Source organism: Prevotella sp. tc2-28 (assembly GCF_900107705.1).
Classification (GTDB): Bacteria; Bacteroidota; Bacteroidia; order Bacteroidales; family Bacteroidaceae; genus Prevotella.
The window spans coordinates 1-13,156 of record NZ_FNRE01000001.1 but is presented as its reverse complement, the minus strand read 5'-3'; the positions used below and the strand labels follow the sequence as shown (position 1 = coordinate 13,156).

Genomic DNA, 13,156 nt, shown 5'->3' with positions numbered 1-13,156 from the left:
TAGTAATGAGTAATTAGTAATTATGATTAGTTTAAGCGTTTCAAACATCCGTGAAGATAACTCCGCAGTTTTCAGCTGCAGGTGTAATCATAATTACTCATTACTAATTGCTCATTACTCATTAAGAAGATAAGAATTATGAGTATATTAACATTATTCGTAGTAATCCCCGCCCTGATGCTCGTCGGTCTTTGGCTGGCCAAGAGCCTCAATCAGGTGCGTGGTGTAATGGTGGTCGGCGCAAGCTGTCTGTTGGCTCTTTCCATCTGGCTGACCATCTATTTCATTCAAGAGCGTGGGGCAGGCAATACCGAACAGATGCTGCTGACAGCCTCCACACCGTGGTTCAAGCCGCTAAACATCGCCTATAGTGTTGGTGTCGATGGTATCTCGGTAGTGATGTTGCTCCTGTCGAGCATCATCGTGTTCACCGGTACCTTCGCCTCTTGGCAGCTGAAGCCCATGACCAAGGAGTATTTCCTTTGGTTCACCCTGCTTTCCACGGGTGTGTATGGCTTCTTTATCTGCACCGATATGTTCACCATGTTCATGTTCTACGAGGTAGCGCTGATTCCCATGTACCTGCTGATTGGTGTATGGGGTTCTGGCAACAAGGAGTATGCTGCCATGAAGCTGACGCTGATGCTGATGGGAGGTTCCGCCCTGCTGATTATCGGTCTGCTGGGCATCTACTACTTCAGCGGAGCCACCACGATGAACGTCAACGAGATTGCTGCCATGCACAATATCCCCGTTGACATCCAGAAGGTGTTCTTCCCCTTCATCTTCATCGGATTCGGTGTGCTGGGCGCCCTGTTCCCCTTCCACACATGGTCGCCCGACGGTCATGCTTCAGCCCCCACGGCTGTTTCCATGCTCCATGCCGGTGTGCTGATGAAGCTTGGAGGCTACGGCTGTTTCCGCGTGGCTATGTATCTGTTGCCCGATGCTGCCAATGAGCTGGCGTGGATATTCCTTATCCTCACCACTATCTCGGTAGTCTATGGCGCCTTCTCTGCCTGCGTACAGACCGACCTGAAGTACATCAATGCCTATTCGTCCGTGTCACACTGCGGTCTGGTGCTCTTCGCCCTGCTGATGATGACCAAGACCTCTTGCACCGGTGCTATCCTGCAGATGTTGTCACACGGTCTGATGACCGCCCTCTTCTTCGCCCTCATCGGTATGATTTACGGTCGTACCCACACCCGTGACATCCGCTATCTGGATGGCTTGATGAAGATTATGCCTTTCCTCGCCGTCGGTTACGTGGTTGCCGGTCTCGCCAACCTCGGTCTGCCGGGCTTCTCGGGCTTCATTGCTGAGATGACCATCTTCGTCGGTTCTTTCGAGAATGGCGACACGTTCCATCGTGCAGCCACCATCATTGCCTGTACGTCGATTGTTGTGACGGCCGTCTATATCCTGCGTGTTGTCGGTAAGATTCTGTATGGCGAGGTGAAGAATCCGCACTATCTGGAGCTGACCGATGCGACATGGGACGAGCGCGTTGCCGTCATCTGCCTCATTGCTTGTGTGGCAGGTCTCGGTATGTTCCCCTTGTGGGCAAGCAACGTTATCAGCGATGCTGTAGGACCAATTCTCGCTAATATCATTTAATAAAGGAGGACGAAAGATTATGAATTACGGACAATTTTTACGTATGATGCCTGAGTTTTATCTCGTGCTCATATTGTTAGTTGTATTTGCAATAGACTTCATCATGCATCGTGGCGAGAAGAAGCACGACGTGCTGTCTGGTGTGGCCGTTGCCCTGATGCTGGTGCTGCCTTTCCAGATTGCCTTGCTGTCTGAGCCGGCGGCAGCTTTCGGTGGCATGTATGTCGCCACGCAGGCTGCCAATGTCATGAAAATTATCCTGAGCATAGGTACGGTGATTGTGATGATAATGGCCGAGCCCTGGCTGAAGAATGAGTGCAGCAAGCGCGAAGGCGAGTTCTACCTGCTGGTCATCTCTACGCTGCTGGGTATGTTCATCATGATGTCGAGCGGCAACTTCCTGCTGTTCTTCCTCGGACTGGAGACCGCGTCAGTGCCGATGGCCTGTCTGGTGGCTATGGACAAGTGGAAGAAGAACAGTGCCGAGGGTGCTGCCAAGTACATCCTGACCGCCACGTTCTCCAGTGGCATCATGCTCTACGGCCTCTCGTTTGTATATGGCGCTACGGGCACGCTCTATTTCGATGATATCGCCAATCGCATTGCATATATGGCACAGTACAAGAGCCAGTTGCCGATGCTGATTATGGGACTCGTGTTCTTCTTCAGCGGACTGGGTTTCAAGCTGTCACTGGTGCCCTTCCACTTCTGGACGGCCGACACCTACGAGGGCGCCCCGACGCCTGTCACCGGTTATCTGAGCGTTGTTTCCAAGGGTGCGGCAGCCTTTGCGCTGATGTTCATCCTCATGCACGCCTTCGGTCCGCTCATCAAGTACTGGGAGTACCTGCTCTACATCGTCATCGTGCTCAGCATCACCATTGCCAACCTCTTCGCCATCCGCCAGTCGGAGTTGAAGCGCTTCATGGCCTTCAGCTCTATCTCGCAGGCCGGCTACATCATGCTGGCTGTGATCGGCGCATCGCAGATGGGCATGGCTTCGCTGATGTATTACGTGCTGGTATATGTAGTGGCCAACATGGCTGTGTTCACCGTTATCTCTACTGTTGAGCAGAACAACGGCGGCACCACGCTGATGTCCAGCTACAATGGACTCTATCAGACCAACCCCAAGCTGGCGTTCCTCATGACCTTGGCGCTGTTCTCGCTGGCCGGCATTCCGCCCTTCGCCGGTATGTTCTCCAAGTTCTTCGTGTTCATGGCAGCCGCTCAGCAGGGTTCGTTCTGGGCTTACTTCGTGGTGTTCATCGCCTTGATCAACACCGTAGTCAGCCTTTACTACTACCTGCTCATCGTGAAAGCCATGTACATCAAGCAGACCGACACACCGCTGCCCACGTTCCGCACCGAGCTCTTCACCCGTGTGGCACTGGCGCTCTGCACGGCGGGCATCGTGCTCTTCGGCATCTGCTCATGTCTCTACGACTACCTGTTCTCCGTATCGAAATCGGTGATGTAGAAGCGGTTCATATAGAAGAATAGCGGAGAGTTCCAAGACTCTCCGCTATTCTTTTTTGTTCGTCCCTACAGATTCCCCGCTACTATTATTACCCAAGGTTGTTTCATCATAACCTTGCCTTATTTAGTAATAAGCGTTCTTTATCCGCATCAGAAAAATGGCAATTCCTGGATTTCCGAAAGTAACAAAAATTACTTTCGGAGTATTTTTATTTCTATTCGGAGTAATTACAATTATACCAAATAAAGAGGATGTGCACACATCCTCTTTATTTGGTATAATGACAGCAATAACTCTATAATTTTGCTATTCTGGCAACAGAAGCACGGTGGCACTGCGGGCGGCCTGTGCACCCATGACCAAGACCTGGGCGATGTCGGCAGTCTTCGACGGACCGCTGATGAAGGTGCCGTAGCCGTAGTCGTTGAACTGGATGCGGCGGTAGGCCTCGTGCATGTTGTTGACAATCTCCGACTTCTTCAGCAGGATGACGAGGTTCTCGGAGATGAAGCAGACGGCCTTCTCCTTCATCTGCTGGGGAATCCAGACGCAGGCGTTCTCGGCGACGCCGAACTCGCCGCGGATGATGCCGACGTCGGTGCCGTTGAGGTCGCGGGCGCGGCCCACCTCGTCGGGATTGCGCGTGGCAATGGTAATCTCGGGCAGGTTGGAGGCTATCTCCTTGGCGTCGGGGTATAGCTCGCGTATCAGCTCGTTCACGTCGCGCCCTTCTTCCACCTCGATGGCGTTGCCGCCCACGCTCTTGGTCATGTTCATAAACTGCAACAGCGGGTCGGGATAGGTGATGGCTCGGATGTCGCTCAAGTCGGGCATATCGAATTGTTCGCGGATATTCGCCCGGTATTTCTTCAAAATATCTTCTTTGCTACTCATAATTTTTCACTTTTCACTGTTCACTTTTCCCTTTATCATCTCATGGAACGGTTTCTTCGGGAATTGCATCATCTTGTGACCCTCGGCCCAGGGATTAAGGCTGCAATTCATGAGGGGCGAGGGGATGTAGTTGGCCCAGTGAGCTAGATGCGTTCCGAGGTTATAGAGGCTTTCGTTGCCATAGACGGCACTCATGGCACGACACATCAGCTTCTTCTCAGGATTGGCGGTGCCGAAGTCGTCGAGCTGCTGGCGCCACAGGTATATCTGGTCGCCCAGGTTCACCTTGACGGGGCATACCGTCTGGCACGAGTTGCAGAGCGTGCAGGCGCTGACGTTGCCGGAGTGAGCCTGCGGGTCGCGCAACATGCCGAGGTTGATGCCGATGGGACCGGGGATGAAATAGCTGTACGAGTAGCCGCCGGAGCGACGGTAGACGGGACAGGTGTTCATGCACGAGCCGCAGCGGATGCACTTCAGCGACTCCCAGTGCTCGGGGTTGGCTATCCACTCGCTGCGCCCGTTGTCCACCAGGATGATGTGCATGTGGTGAGCCGTGGGACGGGCCTTGCGGAAGTGCGAGGTGTAGGTCGTCGTAGGCTGTCCGGTACCTGCCCGGCAGAGCATGCGCTGGAAGACGGCCAGACAGTCGTAGTTGGGGATGACCTTCTCCAGTCCGATGGCTGCGATGTGCAGCTTGGGACACGAGGTGGACATGTCGGCATTGCCCTCGTTGGTGCATACCACGATGTCGCCCGTCTCGGCAATGCCGAAGTTGGCACCCGTCATGCCGGCATCGGCGGTCAGGAACTCGTTGCGCAGACTTAGCCGCGCCCTGTACGTCAGATACGTGGGGTCGTGGTTGCCCTTCTCGTTGGAGATGCCCTTCTCCTCGAACAGCTCGCCCACGTCATCGTGGTTCAGGTGGATGGCGGGCATCACGATGTGCGAGGGCTTCTGACCCTTCAACTGGATGATGCGCTCGCCGAGGTCGGTCTCCACCACCTCGATGCCTTTCGACTCCAGGTAGGGGTTCATCTCACACTCCTCGGTGAGCATCGACTTCGACTTGACCATCTTCTTCACGTCGTGGTTCTTCAAGATGCCATACACGATTTCGTTGAATTCCTCGGCATCCTTCGCCCAGTGCACTTCCACACCGTTCTTCTCGGCATTGGTGGCAAACTGGTCGAGATATTCGTCCAGATGGGTGATGGTGTGGCGCTTGATGGCCGACGCCTTCTCACGCAACTGCTCCCACTCGTCCAGTCCGTAGGCCATGTTATCGCGCTTGCTTCGTACTGCCCAGAACGTGGCATCGTGCCAGTGGGCGTATTGCTGGTCCTTTAAGAACTCCTTGGCCGCTTTGCTATGTTGTGTACTCATAATCCTGCTGCTAATATTTCAACGACGTGTTTAAACTCAATCTTCTTGCCTTGCTTGCGGGCAATGCCAGCCATGTGCATCAGACAAGAGCAGTCGGGACCGGTGATGTATTCGGCACCGGTCTGCATGTGGCGCTCAAGTTTGTCGAGACCCATCTGGGCGGAGATGGCGGTCTCCTCCACGGAGAACATGCCGCCGAAGCCGCAGCACTCGTCGGGGCGCTCGGGCTCCACCACCTTGATGCCGTCAACCAACGCGAGCAGGTCCTTGATCTTGTTGAACTTCTCCACATGCTCCTCCGTGGGGGAGGAGAGACCCAGTTCGCGCACACCGTGGCACGAGTTGTGCAGGGAGACGGTGTGGGGGAAGGTGCCCAGTCGGCGGTCAACCTTCACCACGTCATGCAGGAACTCCACCACGTCCATGCAGTTCTTGGCTGTCTCGCAGTCGTGATTCAACAGGCGTGGGTAGTTCAGTCGGATGAATGCCGTACATGAGACACTGGGAGATACCACGTAGTCGAAGCCTTCAAAGAGTGTCTCAAACTTCGCGGCAAGTGGAATGGCTTGCTTCTCGAAACCCGCGTTGGCCATCGGCTGACCACAGCAGGTCTGGTGCTCGGGATACGTCACGTCTAGTCCCAAATGCGTCAGCAACTTATACGTTGCCATACCAACCTCGGGGAAGACGGCGTCCACGTAGCAGGGGATAAATAGTCCTATTTTCATATCTATAGTAATTTGTCAATTATATCACGTGTAGTCCCAGGAATACCATGAGACCGTTCATCAGTATCCAGAAGAGGGCGAACGGCATGGTCTTGCGCATGATGTCGCCGTCCTGTCCCTCCATGTCGCAGGCTGCCGTGGCAATGGCTATCGATTGCGGGGACAACAGTTTTCCACCCTCGGAACCGGCACAGTTGGCGGCGGCCAGCCAGTTGGTCTCGTTGCCTGCCACACCGAAGAACGTTCCTTGGTTTACTAGTCCCAGGTCGCTGGCAGCCGTTGCTTGCAGCTTGCCAAACAGGATGTTGGCGTTGGTGGCGGAACCTGTGACAAAGGTGCCGATAGAACCAATCAGCGGGGCGAAGAACGGGAAGGCTGCACCGGTCAGCAGCACAAGACCCTTGGCGATGTCGTTGGTCATGCCGGTGTTGTTCATCAGCATGGCCATGGCTACGAGGCAGCAGATGGTGACCACCGTCTTCTGCAGATTCAGCGTGGTCTTGGCGAGCAGTCTCATCAGCGCGCCGAACGACATGCCCTGTATCAGTCCGCCGATGACGGCACCCAGGAAAATCATCAGACCGGCATTCGACAGCCAGCCAAACTTAAACGTATTGCCGATGACGGGCAGGTCGAACTTGGTGACGAGCGTGCTGTTAAGGAATTCGTTCACGGAAGGGACAATCTTGCTGCTGATGAGGATGAAGAAGATAACCAAGCCGTAGACACTCCACGCCTTGAGCGTCTTGCCAACACCGAAGCGCACATGCTCGACATGAACGGTGTCCTTTTCTGCCTCATGGCGCAGAAACAGTTTATTGTAAAGAAACATAGCGGCGATGGCGGCAACGGAACCGAGAATCGCGGGCGTCTCAGGACCAATCCAGTGGGCGCAGCCGAACTGCACGGCGATAGAGCAGGTGCCTACAAACAGGGCGATAGCGATGTTCTTCAAAATCTTTGTCCTGTCTGTCATCATCAGAATAAGGAATGGTGTGAGATAGAACATCAGCGAGAGCTGTAATATAATAAAGGTAGCCACCTCACAGAGTTCCTCGGGGGTCGCCGTGCCACTGGCTGCCACCTGATTAGCCAGTGTCGTAGCGGGCAGGCCCACAGCTCCGAAGCCTACGGCAACAGTATTGGCTACCAAACAGATGACGGCTGAGAACATGGGCTTGAAACCTAGGCCTATCAGGATGGCTGCCGGGATAGCCACAGCAGTGCCGAAGCCTGCCATGCCTTCGAGCACGCCGCCCAAACCCCACGTCAACAGCAACACCAGCAGCCCCTTGTCGGAGGTCATCTGGATGAACTGCGTCTTGATGGTCTCAATCTCCTTCGTCTCGCACAGAATGTTGTAGCTGAAGATGGCGCAGATGATAATCAGGATGATGGGGAAACACGCCTTGAGTAATCCCTCAATCACCGACCACAGCGTGATGCCGTAAATGGACGCCCCGGCAAACTTCTCGGGAACGATGTCCATGCCCGGTACGGCAAACAGGGCCAACAAAATAGTCACCACGAGCGTGATAATGGCGCTCCAGTATCCGGACACTTTGAAGCCCATCATCAGCACGATGAGCAACACGATAGGAATGACGGAAATGAATGCTGTCATAGGGGGGAGCGTATTGTTTTGCGATTAGTTTTATAAGTTGTTGGCAAATATACGCATTTTTTTCTAAACGACACATCTTTTTCGCTTTTTTTTCGTATATTTGCCGCAAACAACTAACAAACGCTGCATATGAACAATCAGTTTTTATCAGAATTAAGGCAGGTGATTCCTGCTGAACGTATCTATACCGACGAACTCCGCCGGCTGGGGTGGGGTACTGATGCCAGTTTCTACCGACAGATTCCGCAGGTCGTGGTACGTAGCGACGGTGAGGAGGAAATCTCCAGGATTGTCCAACTATGCAAGAAATACAAGCAGCCCTTCACGTTCCGCGCTGCCGGCACGTCGCTTTCCGGCCAGAGCTGTACGGATTCGGTGCTCATCGTGGCGGGCAAGCATTGGGAGAAGTGTTCTCTCTCGGATTCTTGTGAGACAATCACTCTCCAGCCAGGTATTGTTGGAGCACGTGTCAACGAGATGCTACGGAACCACGGACGTGTCTTCCCGCCCGACCCGGCGTCCATTGGCAGTGCGATGGTTGGCGGTATCGTGGTGAATAATGCCTCGGGCATGAACTGCGGTGTGCATGCCAATAGCGACAGGATGATGGTTTCGGCACGTATTGTTCTAACGGATGGTACTGTGCTTGATACGGGCGATGCAGCCAGTCGGGAACAGTTTGCACGTTCACATCCTGAGTTCATGGCGCGTATAGAAGGTTTGCGTGACAAGGTGCGTGCTGACGACAAGCTTCGCGAGCGTATAATAAAAAAGTATAGCATCAAGAATGTTACAGGATTGAACCTGCGCCCACTGGTGGCTTACGACGACCCGTTCGACATCATCGCGCATAGCATTGTCGGTTCCGAAGGTACACTGGCCTTCCTTTCCGAGGTGACGATGAAGACGCTGAAGGACTATCCCTTCAAGGCCTCGGCAATGGTGTACTTCCTCACGATGAAGGAGAGTTGCGAGGCTGTGGTGGCCATGAAGAAACTGAAGGCTGGCGACGAGGATATCGAGATGAGTGCCGAGAACCTGATGGTGAAATCGGCCGAGATGCTGGACTACAAGTCGCTGTCGTCTGTTGATGACCCCGTATATCTGCAGTATAAGCAGGATGTGGATGCTGGCAAGATAGCGGGCGTGGAGCCTGGCGACTATCACAACCTGACTGCAATACTGACTGAGACCAAGGGCATAACCCACGAGCAACTGCTGGAAAAGATAGAGAAGATTAAGGAGTGCCTGGGTCAGTTCAGCCTGTATGTCCCAGCCGAATTTACTGAGGATCCTGCCGTCTATGGCAAGTACTGGGCCATCCGCAGTGGCATCTTCCCGAGTGTAGGCGGTACGCGTCCTGTGGGCACATCGTGCCTGATAGAGGATGTGGCATTCCCGATAGAATCGCTGCCTGAGGCTACCGTGAAACTGCAGAAGCTGATAGCCGATCATGGCTACGACGATGCTTGCATATATGGCCACGCATTCGAGGGCAACTATCACTTTATCCTGAACCAGAGCTTTGCCGATGAGCACGAGGTGGCACGCTATGCCGAGATGATGCGCGATGTGGCTAAGCTGGTGGTCGAGGACTACGATGGTAGCCTGAAGGCTGAGCACGGCACGGGTCGCAACATGGCGCCATTCGTAAAATATGAGTGGGGCGATAAGGCCTACGGGATAATGTGCGAACTCAAGCAGATATTCGACCCCGAAGGTCTGCTGAACAGGGGCGTAATCTTCAATGATGATCCGGATTGCTTCATCAAGTGTCTGAAGCCACTGCCTGTGCTCGACTTCGACTTTGACAGTGTGCCTGATGGCGGACACTATCTGATGGACCCAGCGCTGTCGACTGCCAAGGAGACCATCGAACAGGTGAAGCGTGCCAACAAGTGTATCGAGTGCGGATTCTGCGAGGTAAACTGTATGTCGTGCGGACTCACCCTGTCCAGTCGTATGCGTATCGCCGTACAGCGCGAGATATGCTATCTCACTAAGACGGGTGCCGAACCGGAGCGATTGGCCACTCTGAAGAAACAATACAAGTACTATGGCGACCAGACTTGCGCCACCGACGGACTGTGTTCTACATCGTGCCCCATGAAGATTAACACGGGCGAACTGACTCACTTGATACGACAGATGGATATGAACGAAAGTCCTACAGGATATAAGTTGGGCGAGTTTGCTGCCAACCACATGGCTGGCATCAAGAGTGGACTGCGAGTGGTGCTGGATGTGGCCCACGCAGCACATATCACGCTGGGTCCTAAGATGATGACTAGCATCTGTAGAGGTATGAACAAGATGGGTATGCCACTATGGACCACAGCCATGCCTAAGAAGCACCGCCAACCCAAGAAGAGCGACCTGACGCAGTTTATTATCGAGAAGTCGATTCCACATACCTCACGCATCACACATCAGCCATCAGACCTCAACCATCAGCCATCAGACCTCAAGGTGGTATACTTCCCCAGCTGTATCAATCAGACAATGGGACAATCCAAGCATGGCGGAAAGATTCACGACTTGGTTGATGAGGTTATCCAACTGATGGCCAAGGCTGGCTACGAGGTTATCTTCCCGGATGGCATGGAACGTATGTGTTGCGGACAGATATGGGAGTCGAAGGGAATGCTCGACATCGCCGATCGCAAGAGTGCCGAACTTGAGGCAGCACTGTGGAAGGCCAGCGAAGAGGGCAGATATCCTGTTCTCTGCGCCCAGAGTCCATGTCTGCATCGCATGAAGAAGGTGATGCACAAGATGAAACTCTACGAACCGGCAGAATTCATCATGAAGTATCTGGTGCCCCGACTGGATTTCCATCCTATCGATCGACATATCGCCCTGCACCTCACGTGTTCCACACGACAGATGGGTGTGGACAAGGATATGATAGCGTTGGCTAAGCTATGCTCGCACAATGTGTTCCTGCCTGAGGGCGTGGGTTGTTGCGGATTTGCAGGTGATCGTGGTTTCACATTCCCCGAACTTAACAGCTACGGCCTGCGCAAGCTCCGCCCGCAGATAGAGGCCAACGGCATAGAGGTGGGCTACAGCAATAGCCGTACCTGCGAAATCGGACTTGAAACCAATTCGGGGATACCATACATGAGTATAGTTTATCTGGTTAACGAGTGTACAACAGCAAAGAAGGCCTGATCGGCCTTCCTTGCTGGCGATGGCAAATCATCGTCCTATTAGAACGTGCAGGGTAATGCACTAAGCTGATAATACAGGGTGCGGGCCATGCGCTCGTGCCCTTTGTCGTTGGGGTGAAGACGGTCAACCTGTGGGTCGGCAAAATATTGCGCATGTTCGTCCATCATGGGATAGAGACCGCTCAATGCATTCATGTCAATTACAGGAAGTGCCCAGATATTGCCGGCTTCTTTCACAGCATCAATATATTCTTCCAGATAGATGCCGCACTGGTTCGTGTAGTCTTCCGTACACTGCCAGTTCTTCTCATTACGATGGAACTGAGCCCGATGGATGGGGGTGAGCAAGACAATCTGCTTGGTGGGATACATCCGTTTCACTTTGTCAAGGGCGATGTTGATACGTCCACGGTAGGTGTTACCGTCCATATTCATGTAGCGACGTTTTCGATCTACCAATTTCTTGGGTTGCCCGGAACCATACATCACTTGCTCTTCTTTCTCATCATACCACTGACCGATGGGAACTCCATGGTTATAATCGTTAGTACCAATGAATATTAGGATGGCATCTACAGAGTCTCCGTGTTCTTCTTTCAACTTGTCTGCTTGTCTGGGAATGTCGTTCCATTGACGACCACTCACAGCATAGACATACGGGGTAATGCCTAGCCACTCTTGAAGGAAGTTCCAGTATTTTACCTTCGAACCACTGTTGCGTGGATCGGTTATTGAGTCTCCAAAGTAGGCTACACGCTTTTGCATCCAAGGATGCACATAACTGGTCTGTGCCTGGATACGGCCACACAACAAGGTGGCCCATAACAATAAAATAATCTTTTTCTTCATCGTTTTTAAGTAATATCCTCGCAAAAGTACGAATAAAAATTCTTGTTAACAAGTTTTTTATTCTTTTTTAATAGAAAGACTTGCACGCTGACGAAATAATGTGTATCTTTGTCGCGTCATTTAAAAGAAAGAAAGGAAAAGACATGAATTATAATGATTATGAGTTACAGGACCTGACGGCCGATCAGCAGCTGTCTATGTCCGCTGCGTTCCCTGTGCTGATGCGTAAGGTATATGTGTGGATGACCCTCGCCTTGGTAATCACTGGTTTTACGTCATATGGCGTGGCCACCAGTCCTGGCATTCTCCAGGCTATCTATGGCAATCAGATTCTTTTCTGGGGACTGATCATTGCTGAGTTTGCCTTGGTTATTGGAGTCAGTGCTGCTATCAATAAGTTGTCATTGACCACAGCTACCTTGATGTTCATCCTCTATTCTGTCATCAATGGTGCATTGCTCTCTTGCATCTTTTTGCTCTATACGTCATCGTCCATTGCTACCGTGTTCTTCATCACGGCAGGCACATTTGCCACAATGGCGCTGATAGGCTATACCACTAAGACAGACCTGACGTCTATAGGTAAGTACCTGTTTATGGCACTCATCGGACTGATTATCGCCACGTTGGTGAACGTCTTTATCAAGAGTTCTGGCTTTACCTTGATATTGAGCTATATCGGGGTGTTGATCTTCGTCGGACTCACGGCTTATGACTCGCAGAAGATTAAGCAGATGCTACTCCAAGCTCCCGATGCGGGTGAGGGCGCACAGAAAGTGGCTTTGTTAGGAGCCCTGACGCTTTACCTCGATTTTATCAACCTCTTCCTCTATATGCTCCGCATCTTTGGAAGAAGAGACTGAAATTATAACATAGTATATATTATATAATAAGGTGGAAAGTTTTCGTATTGTCATGAAATGCGAAAACTTTTCTTTTTTTCATCATTTTTTCTTGGAAAAAGTTTGCGGGTTCGAAAAAAAGTCGTACCTTTGCATCCGCTTTCGCCTCAAAAATAGGTGTTAGCGCTGAAGAAAAGAGTTCTTTGAAAGACTTACATAAAACAGAAGTAGTAGTACAAGAAGCGAGAGGCTGACGCCTCTTGGGTAATTGAACGAACCGTCAATAACTTGACTTCAATAGATACTACCGGATATGAGAGCGTTCTGTGACAGAGCATCAACTTATAGTTGAAAAAGATATTTTTACAGTGAAGAGTTTGATCCTGGCTCAGGATGAACGCTAGCTACAGGCTTAACACATGCAAGTCGAGGGGCAGCGAGAAGAAAGCTTGCTTTCTTTGTCGGCGACCGGCGCACGGGTGAGTAACGCGTATCCAACCTTCCCCATAGTAGGGAATAGCCCGGCGAAAGTCGGATTAATGCCCTATGTTGTATTATGA

Annotated in this window: 9 protein-coding genes and 1 rRNA gene; 5 read left to right on the top strand and 5 right to left on the bottom strand. The window is 52.2% G+C overall.

All coding sequences use genetic code 11. The features are described from left to right. The first annotated feature begins 138 nt into the window (after nucleotides 1-138). Together BLU47_RS00050 and BLU47_RS00045 are read left to right on the top strand one after the other, a co-directional pair. A complete protein-coding gene (locus tag BLU47_RS00050; RefSeq protein ID WP_091957031.1) occupies nucleotides 139-1,620 on the top strand; it encodes a complex I subunit 4 family protein in 1,482 nt (493 codons plus the stop codon). Nucleotides 1,621-1,639: 19 nt separating this feature from the next. After that, complete coding sequence (locus tag BLU47_RS00045) at nucleotides 1,640-3,100, top strand: NADH-quinone oxidoreductase subunit N (RefSeq protein ID WP_091957030.1); 1,461 nt, start codon at nucleotides 1,640-1,642, stop codon at nucleotides 3,098-3,100. A gap of 306 nt (nucleotides 3,101-3,406) precedes the next feature. Here the strand turns inward: BLU47_RS00045 and BLU47_RS00040 are convergent, their stop codons facing one another. From BLU47_RS00040 to BLU47_RS00025, 4 genes are read right to left on the bottom strand one after another with little or no spacing between them, the layout of a single operon-like run. Continuing rightward, the gene (locus BLU47_RS00040; RefSeq protein WP_091957028.1) at nucleotides 3,407-3,994 is read right to left on the bottom strand and encodes a LutC/YkgG family protein; all 588 of its coding nucleotides are present in this window, start codon (nucleotides 3,992-3,994) and stop codon (nucleotides 3,407-3,409) included. A gap of 6 nt (nucleotides 3,995-4,000) precedes the next feature. Then, nucleotides 4,001-5,380 carry a lactate utilization protein B gene (locus BLU47_RS00035; protein WP_091957027.1) on the bottom strand — a complete coding sequence of 460 codons (1,380 nt, stop codon included), beginning with the start codon at nucleotides 5,378-5,380 and terminating at the stop codon, nucleotides 4,001-4,003. Further along, nucleotides 5,377-6,108, bottom strand: a complete 732-nt coding sequence (locus tag BLU47_RS00030; protein WP_091957025.1) for a (Fe-S)-binding protein — start codon at nucleotides 6,106-6,108, stop codon at nucleotides 5,377-5,379. The genes BLU47_RS00035 and BLU47_RS00030 overlap by 4 nt, the downstream gene beginning before the upstream one ends. A 19-nt stretch (nucleotides 6,109-6,127) precedes the next feature. Next, entirely contained in the window at nucleotides 6,128-7,732 is a 1,605-nt protein-coding gene (locus BLU47_RS00025; protein WP_091957024.1) for an L-lactate permease, read from the bottom strand. Nucleotides 7,733-7,861: 129 nt separating this feature from the next. Between BLU47_RS00025 and BLU47_RS00020 the strand changes: the two genes are divergently transcribed. Continuing rightward, nucleotides 7,862-10,906, top strand: a complete 3,045-nt coding sequence (locus BLU47_RS00020; RefSeq protein ID WP_091957022.1) for an FAD-binding and (Fe-S)-binding domain-containing protein — start codon at nucleotides 7,862-7,864, stop codon at nucleotides 10,904-10,906. 38 nt (nucleotides 10,907-10,944) lie between these two features. Here the strand turns inward: BLU47_RS00020 and BLU47_RS00015 are convergent, their stop codons facing one another. Continuing rightward, a complete protein-coding gene (locus tag BLU47_RS00015; RefSeq protein WP_091957020.1) occupies nucleotides 10,945-11,754 on the bottom strand; it encodes an SGNH/GDSL hydrolase family protein in 810 nt (269 codons plus the stop codon). Nucleotides 11,755-11,897: 143 nt separating this feature from the next. Here BLU47_RS00015 and BLU47_RS00010 point away from each other — a divergent pair, with 143 nt between their 5' ends. Together BLU47_RS00010 and BLU47_RS00005 are read left to right on the top strand one after the other, a co-directional pair. After that, nucleotides 11,898-12,617, top strand: a complete 720-nt coding sequence (locus BLU47_RS00010) for a Bax inhibitor-1/YccA family protein (RefSeq protein WP_091957018.1) — start codon at nucleotides 11,898-11,900, stop codon at nucleotides 12,615-12,617. 344 nt (nucleotides 12,618-12,961) lie between these two features. Then, a 16S ribosomal RNA gene (locus BLU47_RS00005) occupies nucleotides 12,962-13,156 on the top strand; the annotation flags it as partial.